16 protein-coding genes are annotated in these 17,519 nt (G+C 72.7%); 5 read left to right on the forward strand and 11 right to left on the reverse strand.

What is annotated here, in order from left to right:
• The first annotated feature begins 14 nt into the window (after positions 1-14).
• From OG556_RS07005 to OG556_RS07015, 3 genes are all read left to right on the forward strand, one after another.
• On the forward strand, positions 15-671 hold the full coding sequence (locus OG556_RS07005) for a flavoprotein (RefSeq protein ID WP_371516335.1): 657 nt from the start codon (positions 15-17) through the stop codon (positions 669-671).
• Between the two features lie 73 nt (positions 672-744).
• Complete coding sequence (locus OG556_RS07010) at positions 745-2,226, forward strand: phytoene desaturase family protein (RefSeq protein WP_371516336.1); 1,482 nt, start codon at positions 745-747, stop codon at positions 2,224-2,226.
• Between the two features lie 90 nt (positions 2,227-2,316).
• Entirely contained in the window at positions 2,317-2,988 is a 672-nt protein-coding gene (locus tag OG556_RS07015) for a prolyl oligopeptidase family serine peptidase (protein WP_371516337.1), read from the forward strand.
• 24 nt (positions 2,989-3,012) lie between these two features.
• On the opposite strand, the gene OG556_RS07020 is transcribed toward OG556_RS07015, so the two are convergent.
• From OG556_RS07020 to OG556_RS07035, 4 genes are all read right to left on the reverse strand, one after another.
• Complete coding sequence (locus OG556_RS07020; RefSeq protein WP_371516338.1) at positions 3,013-3,735, reverse strand: DUF2278 family protein; 723 nt, start codon at positions 3,733-3,735, stop codon at positions 3,013-3,015.
• Positions 3,736-3,978: 243 nt separating this feature from the next.
• Complete coding sequence (locus OG556_RS07025) at positions 3,979-5,364, reverse strand: chloride channel protein (protein WP_371516339.1); 1,386 nt, start codon at positions 5,362-5,364, stop codon at positions 3,979-3,981.
• A 217-nt stretch (positions 5,365-5,581) separates the two neighbouring features.
• A complete protein-coding gene (locus OG556_RS07030) occupies positions 5,582-6,346 on the reverse strand; it encodes a TetR family transcriptional regulator (protein ID WP_371516340.1) in 765 nt (254 codons plus the stop codon).
• A 76-nt stretch (positions 6,347-6,422) separates the two neighbouring features.
• Positions 6,423-7,574 carry an acyl-CoA dehydrogenase family protein gene (locus OG556_RS07035; RefSeq protein ID WP_371516341.1) on the reverse strand — a complete coding sequence of 384 codons (1,152 nt, stop codon included), beginning with the start codon at positions 7,572-7,574 and terminating at the stop codon, positions 6,423-6,425.
• 162 nt (positions 7,575-7,736) lie between these two features.
• Here OG556_RS07035 and OG556_RS07040 point away from each other — a divergent pair, with 162 nt between their 5' ends.
• Positions 7,737-8,171 carry a hypothetical protein gene (locus OG556_RS07040; protein ID WP_371516342.1) on the forward strand — a complete coding sequence of 145 codons (435 nt, stop codon included), beginning with the start codon at positions 7,737-7,739 and terminating at the stop codon, positions 8,169-8,171.
• Positions 8,172-8,242: 71 nt separating this feature from the next.
• Here the strand turns inward: OG556_RS07040 and OG556_RS07045 are convergent, their stop codons facing one another.
• The 6 genes from OG556_RS07045 to OG556_RS07070 form a co-directional block, all read right to left on the reverse strand.
• Entirely contained in the window at positions 8,243-9,205 is a 963-nt protein-coding gene (locus tag OG556_RS07045; protein WP_371516343.1) for an electron transfer flavoprotein subunit alpha/FixB family protein, read from the reverse strand.
• Between the two features lie 57 nt (positions 9,206-9,262).
• Positions 9,263-10,048 carry an electron transfer flavoprotein subunit beta/FixA family protein gene (locus OG556_RS07050; RefSeq protein WP_079135488.1) on the reverse strand — a complete coding sequence of 262 codons (786 nt, stop codon included), beginning with the start codon at positions 10,046-10,048 and terminating at the stop codon, positions 9,263-9,265.
• 235 nt (positions 10,049-10,283) lie between these two features.
• Positions 10,284-11,081, reverse strand: coding sequence for a family 1 encapsulin nanocompartment shell protein (locus OG556_RS07055; protein WP_350884446.1), 798 nt, complete (start codon positions 11,079-11,081; stop codon positions 10,284-10,286).
• 28 nt (positions 11,082-11,109) lie between these two features.
• Positions 11,110-12,153 (reverse strand): Dyp-type peroxidase, encoded by a 1,044-nt coding sequence (locus OG556_RS07060; protein WP_371516344.1) that lies wholly within the window; start codon positions 12,151-12,153, stop codon positions 11,110-11,112.
• 321 nt (positions 12,154-12,474) lie between these two features.
• A complete protein-coding gene (locus OG556_RS07065) occupies positions 12,475-13,098 on the reverse strand; it encodes an FMN reductase (protein WP_371516345.1) in 624 nt (207 codons plus the stop codon).
• Positions 13,095-14,222 (reverse strand): LLM class flavin-dependent oxidoreductase, encoded by a 1,128-nt coding sequence (locus OG556_RS07070; RefSeq protein ID WP_371516346.1) that lies wholly within the window; start codon positions 14,220-14,222, stop codon positions 13,095-13,097. The genes OG556_RS07065 and OG556_RS07070 overlap by 4 nt, the downstream gene beginning before the upstream one ends.
• Before the next feature lie 157 nt (positions 14,223-14,379).
• Between OG556_RS07070 and OG556_RS07075 the strand changes: the two genes are divergently transcribed.
• The gene (locus tag OG556_RS07075) at positions 14,380-15,141 is read left to right on the forward strand and encodes a PP2C family serine/threonine-protein phosphatase (RefSeq protein WP_371516347.1); all 762 of its coding nucleotides are present in this window, start codon (positions 14,380-14,382) and stop codon (positions 15,139-15,141) included.
• A gap of 109 nt (positions 15,142-15,250) precedes the next feature.
• Here OG556_RS07075 and OG556_RS07080 read toward each other — a convergent pair whose 3' ends face one another.
• Positions 15,251-17,479, reverse strand: coding sequence for a M9 family metallopeptidase (locus OG556_RS07080; protein ID WP_371516348.1), 2,229 nt, complete (start codon positions 17,477-17,479; stop codon positions 15,251-15,253).
• Positions 17,480-17,519: the final 40 nt, after the last annotated feature.

Genomic DNA, 17,519 nt, shown 5'->3' on the forward strand with positions numbered 1-17,519 from the left:
GGGGGAATGCCGAGATGCCCGAAAACACCGAAAACACCGGAAGCGCTGCAAACACCGGAAAAACCGAAAACACCGGAAACACCGCGGGCGCCGGAAATCAGGAGATCCCCGATCTGGGCGAGAAGCGGATCCTGTTCGTCGTGACCGGATCCATCAACGCCTCGCTCACACCGTACTGGCTGCACTGGCTGCGCCAGTCGTTTCCCCGGATCACGAGCGATCTCCTGGTGACCAGGTCCGCACAGCGTTTCGTGACGCTGGACGCCCTGCGCCGACTGGTGGACGGCGACGTGTGGACCGACGACTACGCCGACCCCTCCCTCCCGGAATCCGCGCACGTGGAGATCGGCGAACGCGTCGACGCCTTCGCCGTCTTCCCCGCGACGCTCGATTTCGCGATGCGGCTCGCCTCGGGAAACTGCAACACCCCCGCCACCATGGCCTTGCAGATCACCGAAAAGCCGATCGTGCTCGCCACCGCCTTTCCGGCCGGAAACGCCGTCGTCGAACACCACATGGAGCTCCTGCTGCGGCGCCCGAACGTCTCGGTCAGCCGGACCGTCGCGGCGTACAGCGTCGGGAAGCGAAAATGGGAGGGCGAGACCGGCTTCTACCTGCCGTCGGTCCTGAAGGAGCTGGAAGGAATGTTCGACGCGGAGGGCCGCCGGTAGCGCCCGCTCCTGGCAGCCACTCCGCCCGTGGAATCCCGCGCGGCGGACCGACCATGAACGAGGCGGGCCGACCATGAAACGGAACAGCGACGTCGCGGTCGTGGGCAGCGGGCCGAACGGCCTGGCGGCGGCCGTCACCCTCGCCCGCGCCGGGCTGCACGTGGACGTCTACGAGAGCCAGGACGAGATCGGCGGCGGCCTGCGCACGCACGCCCTGTTCGACAGCGACGTACGGCACGACATCTGCTCCGCCGTCCATCCGATGGCCGCCGTCTCGCCGTTCTTCCGCCGGTTCGACCTGTCGGCCCGCGGCGTCGACCTGCTCCGGGCGGAAGCGTCCTACGCCCATCCGCTGGCGGACGGGCGGGCCGCCGTGGCGTACCACGACCTCGACCGGACCTGCGACGCGCTGGGCCGCGACGGCGCCGGCTGGCGGCGGCTGATGGCGCCGCTCATCGGCCGCAGCACCGAGATCGGGGAGCTCTTCCTCTCCGACTTCCGCTCCGTCCCCACGTCCCTGCGGACTCCGGCGATGCTCGCGTGGCGCTCCCTGGCCCACGGGACGGCGCTCGCCACGCGCCGGTTCGCGACCGACGAGGCGGCCGCCCTCCTCGCCGGGGTGGCCGCGCACGCCGTCGGCAGGCTCCCCAGCATCGTCGGCGGAGCCGTGTCGGTCTTCCTCGGCCACCTGGCGCACAGTTCGGGGTGGCCGGTGCCGCGCGGCGGGAGCTCGGCGATCGCGGACTGCCTCGCCGAGGACATCCGGCGCCACGGCGGGCGGATCCACACCGGTGCGCGCATCACCGACCTGGCGCAGGTGCGCGGTTCGCGCGTCGTCATGTTCGACACCGGGCCGAAGGAGTTCTCGGCCGTGGCGGGCGACCGGCTGCCCGCCGCCTACCGGCGACGGCTCCGCAGGTTCCGGTACGGGCCCGCGGCGGCCAAGGTCGACTTCCTGGTGTCCGAGGCGATCCCGTGGCGGAACACCGACGTGGCCAGGGCCGCCACCGTGCACCTCGGAGGGTCGCAGGCGCAGATCTACCGCCGGGAGTCCGGAGTCGCCCGCGGTGTCGACGCGGGCGACCCCTTCGTGCTGCTGGTGGATCCCGGCGTCGCCGATCCCGACCGGGTCCGCGCCGGGAAGCGGCCCGTCTGGGCCTACGCGCACGTGCCCAACGGGTACGCGGCGGACCCCACCGGCTCCGTCACGGCACAGATCGAGAAGTACGCGCCCGGGTTCGCCGACACGGTCCTCGCCGCCCGGAGCACCAACGGCGTCCAGTACGAGGCGTACAACCCGAACTACGTCGGCGGGGACATCGGGGCCGGGGCCCTGACCCTCGGCCAGCTGCTCATGCGCCCGACCCTCCGGTGGAACCCGTACGCGACCCCGCTGCCCGGCGTCTACCTGTGCTCCGCGTCCACCCCGCCCGGTCCGGGCGTCCACGGCATGAGCGGCCACCTCGCCGCCGTCTCCGCGCTCCGCCGGGAGTTCGGCATCGCCGCACCGCCCTCGCTCGGGCCCCGCCCGGCGTCTTTGCGACGTGAACCGTGACGGCGGCGTCATCAATCGGAGAGGCTGCTCGGTAAGGGTGGTGGCGGTGGGTCCGCCCCGTGGAACCCCTGGCGTTTTTGGAGGAGACCGATGTCCGCACCTGTCCAGCACCACCGGTTCGCCGTCGACGAGGACGGCAACGACCTGGGGTACGTCCTGTCGCTGCCGGACGGGTACGACGAGGGCCCCGGGCCGTGGCCGCTGCTGCTGTTCCTGCACGGTGCCATGGAGCGCGGCGAGGACCTGGCGGCGCTCGCCGTGCACGGGCCGGTGCGGCAGATCGCCGACGGGGCGAAGCTGCCGTTCGTGGTGGTGGCCCCGCAGTGCCCGGCGCACAGCTCGTGGGTCGCGGAGGTGAGCGCGCTGGCGGCCCTGGTCGAGGACGTGGCGCGGACGTACCGGATCGACCCGGACCGGCGGTACGTGACCGGGCTGAGCATGGGCGGCACCGGCACGTGGGCGCTCGCCGCCCGGTACCCGCGCCGGTTCGCCGCCGCCGTGCCGATCTGCGGGTCCGGGCTGAGCGAGGCGGCGCCGCGCCTCGTCGACCTCCCGGTGTGGGCCTTCCACGGCGGGGAGGACGACGTCGTCCCGGTCGCCCACACCGAGCGGGTGGTCGAGGCGCTGCGGGAGGCGGGCGGTCCGGTGCGGTACACGCGCTACCCGGGGGTCGGCCACGACTCCTGGACGCGGACGTACGACGACCCCGAGGTCTACACCTGGCTGCTCGCCCAGTCCCGCCGGTCCCGCAGCGCGGGCTGAGGACGCCGACGGGCCCGGCGGACGCTACTGCTGGGGGCCGGTCGCCTGACGGGAGCCGGTCCGGGGGCGGGTGGGGTGCGGGACGGACGCGGGCAGGGCGTGCCCGGTGCGGTCGTCGGTGTGCCAGGACTGCGACTGGAAGGCCAGGAACACCGCCGCCCACCGGCCCTCCGCCGGCAGGTGGATGAGCAGCGCGCCGTCCTGGTAGACGCCGTCGTCCGTCCGGAACCGCCCGCTGTTGCCCTGGTTCATGTGCACGTCGTGCACGCCGTTGCCGGGCAGGAAGCCGAACACCTTGTCCGGGACGCCGGGTTCGGGCCCGAAGCGCTGCCCGAAGACGTACACCGCGGCCGCCGGGTCGGCGATCGCCCGCTGGACGTGCTGGTCGAGCACGTCGGCGAGGTCGTTGTCCGGGCCCGGGAGGTCGGGCGGCAGGACGCGCATCGCCGCGGGGTCGAACAGGTGCCCGCGGACGAAGTCCAGGCTCGCCGTGCCCGGCCGGGACGGCAGCGGGTTCCAGCCGCTGCCGGCCGGCGGGAGGAGGCCGGTGACGGGGTGCCGGAAGTCCTCGACCGCGAGGTAGCGCAGGTCGGCGGGGGCCTGCTGGGAGAGGACGTTGACCGCCGCGCGGTAGTCGGTGCCCCCGGCGTCGCGCAGGTGGATCTGGTAGTGCGGGGTGTCGGTGGCGCCCTCGCGGCGCCGGTCGACGGCGGTGGCGGCGAGCACGCCGTAGTCGCTGATCGGCATGGGTGTGGTTCCTCGGTTCACTGGCTGCTGGTCCTGGTGCCCCGCCTGCCGGTCGGCCGGTCGGCCGGGGTCCCTCCGTTATCGCGCACACCGCCGACCGGGGGCCGCGGAATCCGCAGTTGTTCATCTGCCGTCCCCCGAAGGGATTTTCGCGCCGCAGAACGTTGACGTCGGGGCGCCTGCGTCCGGGGACCGGGCGCGGGCTGGACGAGGGCGGGCACGGGCTCGACGAGGGCGGGCCGGTCAGTCGGCCGGTGCCGACCCGCCCCGGCCGGGCGCGGCGCGGACGCGTCTCGACCGCCCCCGGACCAGCTCGCCGGTGACGAAGGCCGTCACCGCGGCGACGATCAGCAGCGGCATCGCGTCGGCGGCCTGGCCGCCCAGCAGCGCCGTCGCCAGCACCGTGCTGGTCACCGGAAGCCGGGTGACGGCCGCGCCGGAGGCGGCCAGTCCGACGGCCAGCGCGGGCGCGGTGCCGAAGCCGGGCAGCGGCGCGCAGGCCGCCCCGAGCGCGGCACCGATCAGGATCGCCGGGAAGATCGGGCCGCCGCGCAGGCTGCCCAGGGCGATCCCCCAGCCGACCGCCTTGCACAGCACCAGGGCGAGCAGCGCGCCGATCGGCCAGGCCGCCGGGTCGGCCGCCAACGCGCCCAGGGTGGCCTGCCCGGAGAGCGCGGCCTCCTCCGGTGAGCGACCGGTCAGCAGGGCGTACGCCGCGAGGCAGGCTCCGACGGCGATCGCGCACAGCACCGTCCGGACGGCGGTCTGACCAGCGGTCGGCACCGGCCGGGGGCCCGCCGGATCGCCCGTGGTGAAGGCCTTGACCCGCCGGCCGAGGGCCTGCCCGGCCACGCAGACCACGGCGATCACCACCGCCAGCGGGACGCCCCAGAGGAAGTCGCCCGGGTCCGGGACGCCGCTCGCGGGCACCCGCGGCAGCGAGAGCGCGCCGATCGACAGCCCGGTCCAGTGGCCGAAGCCGGTGAAGACCAGCGCACCGACCCCGCTGGCCAGCAGGCAGGGCAGGACCAGAGCGATCAGCCACGGACCGCCCAGCCCGGCCGCCTCGATCATCATCACGCCCGCCACCAGCGGGCTGCCGAAGATGGTGGAGATCGCGGCCGCCGCCCCGGCCGTTCCCAACACCGGCACCAGCTCAGGGTGTTGGGACCTCCTGGCGGACCGGACGGCGAGCAGCGCAAGGCCGCCGCCGATCGCCATCAGCGGCGCCTCCGGGCCGAGCACCGCGCCGAGCGGCAGGCAGGCGAGCGCGGCCAGCACCACGCCGGGGACGGCGCCCGGCGGGGTGGGCGGGCCGCCCAGCCCGTCCACCGGCACGTGGCCGCCGTGCCCGGGCAGCCGGGTGACCACGGGGGCGAGCAGCAGGCCGGCCAGCAGCAGCGCGGGCAGCGGCCACCACCAGGGGGCGCGGTCGAAGCCGGCGGTGACCGGCAGGCTCTCCCAGACCCAGTGCTGGAGTTGGTGCTCCAGGCCGACGAAGCCGAAGGCGACCAGCGAGACCGGGGCACCGATCAGGACGGCGACCACCAGCAGGCCGAGGTAGCCCTTGCCGAGCAGCACCTGGCGCAGGGTGGGGCCACCGTTCTCCTGCTGGGGCGTCCCCGGCATCGCCGCTCCTTCGCGCTCCCGGGGCGCGCGGCCCCCGTCCTGCGACCGAGTCTCGCCCGGGGCCGGGCGGCCCGCACGGCGTGCGGCCCGTCAGCCGGGTGCCGGACGAGCGGAGTTGCGCCGTTCGGGTGGGAGCACCCTCCGCGACGGGTGCCGACCGAAGCGGGTCGGGGTCGGCGTAGGCCGGAGCCGGCAGCCGGCTGATCGGAGCCGGCGGTCAGAGCCGGTGGGCGTCGCCGAGCGCGCTCTCGATGCCCTGGACCATCTTCCACAACGGCGCCCGGCGGCTGGCGACCAGCACCACCACATCGTCCGCCCCGGACTCCGCGGACTCCCCGTGCTCCCCGCCCGCGCCGTTCTCGCCACCCGGGCGGTCGTTCCAGGTGCCGGTGACGAAGGCCATCGCCGCGTCGACCTCGGCCACCCAGTCACTCTCGCCGCCCGAGCGCAGCCAGGTGCGCAGGGCGTGGTTGTGCGCGGCGACGACGGCGGCGGCGGTCACGTCGGCGCGCAGCGGCCCGTCCGGGCGGTCGGCGAACCGGCCGCGCAGGTAGGCCGCGAGCGTGTGCTCGTAGCGCCAGACCACGGAGAGCTCGTACGCCCGCAGGCCGGGGACCTTACGGGTGAGGCGGTAGCGCTGGACGGAGAAGGAGGGCTGTTCGGCGTACATCCGCAGGACGAGCCGGGCCGCGTCGCAGGCGTGCTTGACCGGGTCCTCCTCGCCGGTGCCGGACTCCAGGAACTCCGTCATCTCGGCGAGGCTGCGCTCGTGGTCCGGGAAGACCACGTCCTCCTTGGCCGGGAAGTAGCGGAAGAAGGAGCGCCGGCCGACCCCGGCGAGCGAGACGATGTCGTCGATGGTGGTCTGTTCGAAGCCGCGTTCCAGGAAGAGCTCGAAGGCCGCGGCGACGAGCGCCTCGCGCATCGCCGGCTTGGCGGGCCCGTCGTTCATGGGCAGGTCCTGCTCTTCCTTCTCGCTCATTCCCGGAACATAGCATCGGCCCCGAACGGCCGGACCGGGTGCTCGGCCCGGCCGTCGGTGCACCTCACAGGCGGTGTTACGGCAGGTTGCGGGCCATGACGATGCGCTGGACCTGGTTGGTCCCCTCGTAGATCTGGGTGATCTTCGCGTCCCGCATCATCCGCTCCACCGGATAGTCCCGCGTGTACCCGTACCCACCCAGCAACTGCACCGCATCCGTCGTGATCTCCATCGCCGCATCCGACGCATAGCACTTCGCCGCCGCCCCGAAGAACGTCAGATCCCCGTCCCCACGCTGCGACTTCGCCGCCGCCGCATACGTCAACTGCCGCGCCGCCTCCAGCTTCATCGCCATGTCCGCCAACATGAACTGCACACCCTGGAACTCCGCGATCGCCTTCCCGAACTGCCGGCGCTCCTTCACATACCCCTTCGCGTAGTCCAGAGCCCCCTGCGCGATCCCCACCGCCTGCGCCGCGATCGTCACCCGCGTGTGGTCCAACGTCCGCATCGCCGTCGCGAAACCCGTCCCCTCCGCACCGATCATCCGATCCGCAGGAATCCGCACATCGTCGAAGTACACCTCACGCGTCGGCGAACCCTTGATCCCCAACTTCCTCTCCGGCGCACCGAACGACACCCCCTCGTCGCCCTTCTCCACCACGAACGCCGAGATCCCCCTCGACCGCAGCTCCGGATCCGTCACCGCCATCACCGTGTAGAACTCCGACACACCCGCGTTCGTGATCCAGCGCTTCACCCCGTTCAGCACCCAGAAGTCCCCGTCCCGCACCGCCCGGGTCCGCATCCCCGCCGCGTCCGAACCCGCCTCCGGCTCCGACAGGCAGTACGAGAACATCCCCTCACCCCGCGCCAGCGCCCCCAGGTACTTCGCCTTCAACTCCGGCGAACCCGACAACTGCACCGGCAACGACCCCAGCTTGTTCACCGCCGGAATCAACGAGGACGACGCACACACCCGCGCCACCTCCTCGATCACGATCACCGTCGCCAGCGCGTCCGCCCCCGCACCACCGAACTCCTCCGGCACGTGCACCGCATGCAGCTCACTCCCCTGCAGCGCGTCCAACGCCTCCTGCGGGAACCGCCCCTGCTCGTCCACCTCCGCCGCGAACGGAGCGATCTTCGCCTCGGCCAGCGAACGCACCGCCTCACGGAGCATCTCGTGCTCCTCGGAGATACGGAAGAGATCGAACTCCTGGCTCATGATCGCCACTCCTGTTTCACGACGGTACTCAGTACCCTTCATTATGCACCCACGCGGCAAAAAGGGAACTCAGTGCCTTCACATGGCGGCACTGAGTTCCCTATCCTTTTTTCTGCCGAACTTCTGCCGAACAAGCCGGTCCGAGCGCAGGGAGATGACAGCGTGGTCCACTCAGCCATCGATGCCGACACCCGGAGCACCACGCTGTACTTCCAGCGCTGCTCGTGGTGCTGCAACCCGACCTTCCAGCGGCTGCTCTGCCCCACCTGCGGCTCCACCGAGCTGCGGCTGGAGCCCAGCGAGGGCACCGGCGTGGTCCGGCGCTGCGAGGTCGAGCAGGCCCGGACGCCACTGGTCCGTCAGAAGTCGCTGATCCGGATGGCCGAGGGCTTCGACGTCTGGTGCATCGTCGACGGGCTGCGCAGCACCGTCCCGGTCGGGACGCGGGTGCGGCTGCTGTCCGCCCCCGGCTCCGAGCAGCCCGAGCTGCGGCTGCTGCCGGTGGAGGGGCCGCAGCCGCCGGCGGACGTCGAGCCGCGCCCGCTGCCGCCCGTCCAGGGCGGGTTCACCCAGCACCTCGCGGCCTTCGCCGAGTAGCGTCCACCACACGGCGGAGGGCGTGGCACCGGGTACCCGGTGCCACGCCCTCCGACTGTCGTGTAGGGGGATCAGCCCTTGCGGGCCTTCACCTCGGCGGTCAGCTGCGGCAGCACGGCGAACAGGTCGCCGACCACGCCGTAGTCCGCCAGCTCGAAGATCGGGGCCTCCGGGTCCTTGTTGACCGCGACGATGGTCTTCGAGGTCTGCATGCCCGCCCGGTGCTGGATGGCGCCGGAGATGCCGTTGGCCACGTACAGCTGCGGCGAGACCTGCTTGCCGGTCTGGCCGACCTGGTTGCTGTGCGGGTACCAGCCCGCGTCGACGGCGGCACGCGAGGCACCGACGGCCGCGCCCAGCACGTCCGCGAGCTCCTCGACGACGCCGAAGCCGGCCGCCTCGCCGACGCCACGGCCGCCCGAGACCACGATCGCGGCCTCGGTCAGCTCCGGGCGTCCGGTCGAGACCCGCGGGGTGCGCGAGGTGACCTTGGCCGCGTTGCCGGTGAACTCCACCGCCACGTTCTCCACCGCGCCCGCGCCCGCCACGGCCTCGGGGGCCACCGCGTTCGGCTTGACGGTGATGACCGGCACGCCGTTGCTGACGCGCGAGTCGACGGTGTACGAGGCGGCGAACACCGACTGGGTGGCGATCGGGCCGCTGTCGCCCGCGCGCAGGTCGATGGCGTCGGTGATGATGCCGGAGCCCAGCCGCAGTGCGACGCGGGCCGCGATCTCCTTGCCCTCGCCGGAGGAGGTGACCAGGACGGCCGCGGCGTCGTTGGCCTTGGCGATCTGGGTGAGGGCGTCCACCTTCGGGACGACCAGCTGGTCGGTGAACTCCGCGCCCTCGGCGACGTACACCTTGGCCGCACCGTACTCGGCGGCCTTGGCCGCGAGGTCGGCGGCGGCGGCACCGGCGCCCAGCACGACCGCGGACGGCTCGCCGATCCGGCGGGCCAGGGTCAGCAGTTCGAGGGCCGGCTTGCGGACCGCACCGTCGGCGTGGTCCACCAGGACGAGAATCTCAGCCATTGCTCAATGTCTCCGTGTTTCGCTGTGGCAGGGGGTGGGTGGCTCGGCCGGGCCGGCTCAGATGAACTTCTGGTCGGCGAGGAAGCCGGCGAGCTGCTTGCCGCCCTCGCCCTCGTCCTTGACGACCGTGCCCGCGGTCCGCGCCGGACGCGCCGCCACCGACTCCACCGCCGTCCACGCACCCGCCAGACCGACCTCGTCGGCCTCGATGCCCAGATCGTCCAGGTCCAGCGACTGGACCGGCTTCTTCTTCGCCGCCATGATCCCCTTGAACGACGGGTACCGGGCCTCACCCGACTGGTCGGTCACCGACACCACCGCCGGCAGCGCCGCCTCGACCAGCTCGGTCGCCGCGTCACCGTCACGACGGCCCCGCACCACACCGCCCTCGACCGACACCTCGGACAGCAGCGTCACCTGCGCCACGCCCAGACGCTCCGCCAGCAGCGCCGGCAGCACGCCCATCGAACCGTCCGTCGACGCCATCCCACCGATCACCAGGTCGAACCCGGTCTTCTCCAGCGCCTTCGCCAGCACCGCCGACGTCCCGATCACATCCGAACCGTGGATGTCCTCGTCGTTCACGTGCACGGCCTTGTCCGCACCCATCGACAGCGCCTTGCGCAGCGCGTCCTTCGCGTCGTCCGGCCCGACCGTCAGCACCGTCACCTCGGCGCCCTCGTTCGCCGCCGCGATCCGCAGCGCCTGCTCCACGCCGTACTCGTCGAGCTCCGACAGGAGGCCGTCCACACCCTCCCGGTCGGTGGTGTGGTCGTCCGCGAACCGACGGTCACCCGTCGCGTCCGGCACGTACTTCACACAGACGACGATCCTCAAGCTCATGAGTGGTTCTCCTGTCACGGTCGCGCTGGTCGATGGCCTCACGTCATGCCGAGGGTACTGAGTGCCAATCCCGGCCCGGCCGCGCCCTGCGCGCCGTGAGCGCCACCTGGACCGGCATACCGTGTCGGCGCTCTTCGACTGGTGTCGGAGGCTCCACGAAGAGGATACGGCACTCAGTACCCCTGGTAAAGGAACTCAGTACCCTTCCCGGTGTGCGCTGGGCCTCAGGGCGCCCTCAGGCGGCCAGCACCACGGCGGCCTCCCCCGTGTAGACGCGGAAGGTCAGGGACTCCTGGAGGTAGAGCCGCACGGTGTCGGCGTCGTGGGAGAGGTAGCCGACGGAGACGTCCTGGCCGAGGAAGAGCTCGAAGTCGCCGCCCCGGGTGGAGAGGAGGAGGGCGCCCTCGATGGCGGGGGCCCAGATGATGTCCCCGTCGAGGAGGCGGGCGAGGTGGTTGTGGACGGGGTAGCCGTGGTCGCTGGTCTCGTTGACGGCGGTGAAGGTGTCCGCGCCGAGCAGGAGCGAGTAGGGGCCGCCGACGCCGGCCAGGCGCAGCGCGGTGAGGGCGCGGCTGACGGCCTCGGGGTACTCGCGGACGTCCTCGGGGAGCTGGACCGGCGGGTTGGTGGAGCCGGCCCGGATGCCCTCGATGGCGGCGGCGCGGTAGCCCTCGAAGACGGCGCGGTCCTCGGCGAGGGCGATGGTGCGGGCGGCGTCCTTCACCGGCTGCCAGTCGGAGTCGCGGGAGCCGCGCTCGACGTCGTCGACGGCCTCGCGGCGGACGGTGAAGGGGACGCGCAGCTCGACCACCGGCTGGGCGGCGCGGGCGTGGGCCTGGACGCCGTCGGCGGGCGGTTCGATGCCGGTCAGGTGGCCGGTGCCGACGGCGGCGAGGGTGGAGCCGTCGGGGCCGTTCAGGTCGACCACGCGGCGGCCGGCGATGTGGAGCTTGAAGGTCTGGCGGGCCTCCTCCTCGATCTCCGCCCAGGCTGCGGCGGAGACGGGGGCGAGGTCGCGGTGCAGGTTGTTCATGGTGCGGGTCCTTGTCGGGAGGTCCGGTTCAGGGCGTGCCGCGCAGGCTGCCGATGCCGAGCGAGCCGCTCGCGGGGGGAGCACCCGGCTCGGGCGGTGCGGGCGGCTCGGGCGGCGCCGACCGCACCGGGGGCGCCGATGGCGCGGGCGGCGGGGCGTCGAGGAAGTCGGCGGTCGGGACGAAGAACAGCGAGCCGGTGGCGGCGGTGGAGAAGTCGAGCAGCCGGTCGGTGGTGCCGGGCGGGCGGCCCACGAACATGTTGCGCAGCATCTCCTCGGTCACCTCGGGATCGCGCGCGTAGCCGATGAAGTAGGTGCCGAACTCGCCGCCGCGGTCGAACGAGCCGAAGGCCATGTTGTAGCGGACGATCTGCCGTTCCTCGCCGTCCGGCCCGGTCACGGTGCTGAGCGCGACGTGCGAGTCGGCCGGTTTGACGGCGTCGTCGAGCTCGATGTCGGTGAGCTTGGTGCGGCCGACCGCCCGCTCCTGGTCCTCGACGCTCAGCGCGTTCCACGCGTCCAGGTCGTGCAGGTACTTCTGGACGATGACGTAGCTGCCGCCGGTGAAGTCCGGGTCCTCGGCGCCGACCACGGCGGCGGTCTCGGCGGCCCGGCCCTCGGGGTTCTCGGTGCCGTCGACGAAGCCGAGCAGGTCCCGGTCGTCGAAGTACTTGAAGCCCTGGACGGAGTCCACCACGGTGGCCGCCCCGGCCAGCCGGCCGGTGAGCTGGCCGGCCAGCTCGAAGCACAGGTCCATCCGGGCGGCCCGCAGGTGCAGCAGCAGGTCACCGGGGGTGGCCGGGGCCCGGTGGCGGGTGCCGGCCACCTCCCGGAAGGGGTGCAGGCCGGCCGGCCTGGGGCCGTCGAAGAGCCGGTCCCAGGCGTCCGAGCCGATGCCGGTGACGCAGGTGAGGCCCCCCTCGGGGGCCCGGAAGCCGACCGCACGGCGCAGCCCGGCGAGGTCGGGCAGCAGGTCGCGGACGGCGTCCTCGCCGCCGGGCTCGACGGTGAGGACCAGGAAGACCGCCGCGCTGGTCAGCGGGGAGAGCACGGCTTGCGGTTCGGCCTGCATGGCGAGGGTTCCTCCACGGTGGTCCACACGGTGGTGCAGGAGGCCGGGGGGCGTCCCGCTCGTGGCCGGTGGTCAGCGTGCCGCGGCTGCGGCCGGCCGGGCGGGCCGACGGTGTGACGGACCAGCGGCGTGACGGACCGGCGAACATCTGATCATGCGTACGATTACACCCCATAGCGGGCCATTCGGCGCGGGCGGCACTCCCCCGAACGGCCCTCCCGGACGCGCCGTCCGGTGAGGCCGTCCGGGGGCGCCCGCCGCCGGTGGGCACGCGGAAGGGGCGGACGCGCCGTCACGCGCCCGCCCCTTCCACCCCGGCTGTCAGACCCGCAGGGCCGCCAGCTGCTCGGCGAACGGCACCACCTGTTCGGGCAGCGCCGGCGCCGCCGGGCCGCGGCCGGCCAGCAGCGCCGCCAGTTCGCCCGCCGCGCGGTCGATCCGGCCCGGGAGGCCGTCGGTGAGCCCGTCCCCCGCCGCGCCCCAGTCGTCGGTGGCCGCGTAGACGGCGGTCGGGACCACCACCGCGCGCAGGTAGCTGAACAGCGGCCGGACGGCGTGCTCCAGGGCGAGCGAGTGCCGGGGCGTGCCGCCGGTGGCGGCGATCAGCACCGGCTTGCCGGTGAGCGCGTCGTGGTCGACCAGGTCGAAGAAGGACTTGAACAGGCCGCTGTAGGAGGCGGTGAAGATCGGCGTCACCGCGATCACCGCGTCCGCCCCGGTCACCGCGTCGATCGCCCCGCGCAACGCCGCGCCGGGGAAGCCGGTGACGAAGTGGTGGGCCATCTCCGTGGCCAGGTCGCGCAGTTCGACCACCGTGACGTCCACCTGCCGCCCGGTGTCGGACAGTTGGCGGATCGTCGATTCGGAGAGGCGGTCGGCCAGCAGCCGGGTCGAGGACGGCTTGCTCAGCCCGGCGCTCACCACCACCAGCCGGTACGCGGTCACTTGGCCACCTCCATGGTCTCCCCGTCGACGGACTTCCCGTCGGCGGACTCCTCGTCGCGGGCCGCGACCCGCGCGGCGTGCGTCGGCCCGTCCGGCACCGCGGCCGGGCGGTTCCTGGCGAACTCCTCGCGCAGCACCGGCACGACCTCCTCGCCGAGCAGGTCCAGCTGCTCCAGCACGGTCTTCAGCGGCAGGCCGGCGTGGTCCATCAGGAACAGCTGGCGCTGGTAGTCGCCGAAGGACTCGCGGAAGGCCAGCGTCTTCTCGATGACCTCCTGCGGGCTGCCCACGGTCAGCGGGGTCTGCTCGGTGAACTCCTCCAGCGAGGGCCCGTGCCCGTACACCGGCGCGTTGTCGAAGTACGGGCGGAACTCCCGCACCGCGTCCTGCGAGTTGCGCCGCATGAACACCTGCCCGCCGAGGCCGACGTACGCCTGCTCGGGCGTGCCGTGGCCGTAGTGGGCGTAGCGCTCGCGGTAGAGGGCGACCAGCTTCTGGAAGTGCTCCTTGGGCCAGAAGATGTTGTTCGCGAAGAAGCCGTCCCCGTAGTAGGCGGCCTGCTCGGCGATCTCCGGGCTACGGATCGAGCCGTGCCAGACGAACGGCGCGACGCCGTCCAGCGGGCGCGGGGTGGAGGTGAAGGACTGCAGCGGGGTGCGGAAGCGGCCCTGCCAGTCCACCACCTCCTCGCGCCACAGCTGGTGCAGCAGCGCGTAGTTCTCGATCGCGAGCGGGATGCCCTGGCGGATGTCCTTGCCGAACCACGGGTAGACCGGGCCGGTGTTGCCGCGGCCCATCATGAGGTCCACCCGGCCGTCGGCGAGGTGCTGGAGCATCGCGAAGTCCTCGGCGATCTTCACCGGGTCGTTGGTGGTGATCAGCGTGGTCGAGGTGGAGAGGATGATGCGGTCGGTCTGCGCGGCGACGTAGCCGAGCATGGTCGTCGGCGAGGACGGGACGAACGGCGGGTTGTGGTGCTCGCCGGTCGCGAAGACGTCGAGGCCGACCTCCTCCGCCTTGCGCGCGATGGCCACCATGGCCTTGATCCGCTCGTGCTCGCTCGGGGTGCGGCCGGTGGTCGGGTCGGGGGTGACGTCGCCGACGGTGAAGATTCCGAACTGCATGCTGCTCACCACACTCCAGGTCGGCCCCTCGCCCGGGCGCTCGGGCGCACGGGGTTCTCGGGGCGGATCGTTAAACTTTCAACCACCTTAGCACCCGGGTGCGGATCGTTATTCCCGCCCACAATTGAGGGGGGAGCTCCGGAAGGGCGGCGAGCCGATGACGGCGTACATCGCGGTGAGCGCGCTGAGCCACGAGGGCCTGGTGCGGCAGCACAACGAGGACAGCCTCACGGTCGGGCCCTGGACACTCTGCGCCACCGTGACGGGCAACCCGCAGACCCTGCTGTTCCCGCTCGGCCCGCCCTGCGTGGTCGCCGTCGCGGACGGCCTGGGCGGCCACCCCGGCGGCGAGGTCGCCAGCGCCCTGGTGGCCCGCCGACTGGCCGCCGACGGCGCCGCACTGGACGGCGAGGAGGCCGTCCGGGAGGAACTCCAGGAGTGCAACCGGGCGGTGTACGCGGCCGCCGCCGGCGAACCCGAGCTGGCCGCGATGGGCACCACGGTGGCCGGCCTGGTCCTGCTGCCCGGCCGGGCGGTGGCCTTCAACGTGGGCGACAGCCGGGTCTACCAGGTCACCCCGGACGGGCTGCGCCGGGTGAGCGTGGACGACAGCCCGCCGCTGCCGCCCGGCCGGCGCACCACCTCGGTGGTCACCCAGACCCTGGGCGGCTCGCTCGGACTGACCTTCGTCGAGCCGCACGTGCGCGCCGCACCGCTGGCCGCCGGCGACCGCTACCTGGTGTGCAGCGACGGCCTGACCGACCCGGTGCCGGAGGAGGAGCTGGCCGCACTGCTCGCCCGGCCGGACGACGGCTCCGACCGCGCCGACGGGAGGGCCGCGTTCGAGCTCTGGAAGGCGGCGATCGCGGCCGGCGGTCCGGACAACATCACCCTGGCGCTGGTCCGGATCGGCGAATAGGCCCTGTCCGGCCCGGCCGCCGGCGGGAACGGACCCGCCCCGGCGGGGCGCCGAAGCGCTCCGCCGGGGCGGTCACCTGTCCGTATTCGGTCGCTCGACGAGCGTCCGGTCAGAGTTCGCTCGTGACGCTCACCCCGCTGAAGCCCTGCTGGGCGTAGAGGCTGAAGTAGACGTAGCCGGCCGGCGGGTTGGTGATCGTCAGGGTCTCGGAGTTGTCCGGACCCGCCGAGTGCGCCGTGCTGGAGTCGGTGTACGCCCAGCTGGCCGGGTTGTAGTAGAGGTCACCGTTGCCGGTACCGCCACTGGTGGTGACCTTCACCTGCTTGGTGCCCGCCGGCACCAGGAGGTAGAAGTGCGCGTAGTTGCCGGTGGTCGCCGCGATGTTGCTGCGGGCGCAGTTGGCGTCCAGCTTGCGGATGTCGGTGCCGGCGCACTCCGGCAGCTGCGGCTGGGTGGGCGTGCCACCGCCGGAGGCGCAGGCGCCGTTGGCGCACGCCGTCAGCCAGCTGTCGAAGCCGGCGTCGTAGCGGGTGCCGATGGTGGTCTTGAGCAGGGTGCGGGCGCCGGCCCAGTCGCCGACGCGGTACTTGGCGAGGACGGAGTCCAGGTCGCCGCGGTGCTGCTCCAGCATGTAGCGGACGGCGAGGTAGCCCCAGCGGTAGACCCGGTCCTGGTCACCGTAGGCGGTGTCGAAGAGGTCGCTCAGCTTGTAGGTGTGCTGGGCGGCCGCCGCGATGGCGGCGTCGTTGGTCACCTTGCGGTACGAGTACGAGATGTACTCGGCGAAGCCCTCGACCCACCAGACGGTCGGGGTGGTCATGCCGGCGTTGAAGTCGCCGTACATGTCGAACCGGCCGTCGAGGTAGTGGGTGTACTCGTGGTTGAGGTTCCAGATCTCGAACGACGGGCGGGCCCACTCGGCCTCGTAGCAGAGGAAGCGCGGCTGGTTGCCGGCCTTGGCCGGGTCGCCCTCCAGGTACATGCCGCCGTTGTTGGTGTCGATGCCGTAGATGGCCGCGGCCAGCACCTGGTAGTCCAGGGAGGAGTGGAAGACCACGACCTCGATCGTGGTGTTGCCGTCGTCCTTGACCGGACCGTTGTCGCGCACCACCGAGTGGAAGTACGCGTCCTGGCCGGTGAGGCTGGTGCAGGCGGTGCCCAGCTGGGTGTTGTCCAGCGCCTGGGCGATCAGCTTGATGCTCGGGCTGCAGGTGTAGTTGACCGTCAGCACGCCCGCCTTGAGCTGGTCGGAGGCGTTGCAGGTGCCGTAGTAGGCGCAGTTGGCGGCGTCGTAGTAGCCGACGCCGTCCGCGACCGCGGCCCACTGGTAGACGGTGCGGCCGTTCGGCGCGGACTGCGCGACCAGCGACTTGGCGAGCGGACGGACCTTGGGCTGGAGCGCCGTGTCCTTCAGGAAGCGGGTCAGCTCCTTGGCCGCGTTGTAGACCAGCACGCCGAAGTCGCCGCCGAGCTGGTCGTTGTTGCGGGTCGCAAAGCCGGACAGCGCGTCCAGCACGCTCGGGTCGGCCTCGACCGCCGCGTCGAAGCCGGTCACCTGGTGGCCGCGGAACAGCACCGTGAAGACCGGGTTGACCGCCCAGGCCATGCCGGCCGGGTTCCAGGTGGCGCTGCTGTAGTCGTTCAGCAGCTGCTTGACCACCGGGAGGTAGCGGATGTTCTCCTGCGCGCTGTCGATCAGGGTGACGGCCTCGCCCAGGATGGGCGCGTTGCCCGCGGCGACGTCCCGCACGTGCGCGCCGCCGAAGAAGGCGTCCAGCCCGGAGCGGATCGCCGTCTGGAGGGCGGTGCCGTAGGTGCCGACGTCGTCCTTGTGGTACCACTGCGCGAAGTACCCGGCGCGCAGGTACAGCACCAGCTGCTCGACGGAGGTCGAGTTGTCGCCCGGGTAGCTGCCGGACGCGTCGCGCAGCGCGTACGCCACGGTGGTCATCTGCTCCTCGCGGAACGCGCCCCTCGCGTCCGCGCCGGTGAGCTGGAAGAGCCCGTTGATGCACTGGATGTCGGCGGCCTTGATGTGCTGGACCAGGTCGCCGCCCGTCCGGCCGGTGAAGTCACCGACGTTGCAGGGCTGTGCGGCCGCGCCGAGGGCGAAGGCCTTGGCGGTCGGCCGGGCCTCGGCCGGCCGGGTGTCGAGCGGGAGCGGGGCCCGCTGGTCGGCAGAGGCGAACTGCCGGTCGGCGTGGCCGCGCTCGGGGGCGCCGGCGGCGGGCTGCGGCGCCGGTCCGGCGGGGGTGGTGGGGGCGGACGCGCCGCCGCCGGGGGCGGCGGCGGGGGCGGCCTTGCTCTGTGGGGCGAACAGGCCGATCGTCAGGAACATGGTCAGGGCTAGTACTAACAGCCTTGCCAGCTGCGGGAGT

Source organism: Kitasatospora sp. NBC_01300 (assembly GCF_041435235.1).
Classification (GTDB): Bacteria; Actinomycetota; Actinomycetes; order Streptomycetales; family Streptomycetaceae; genus Kitasatospora.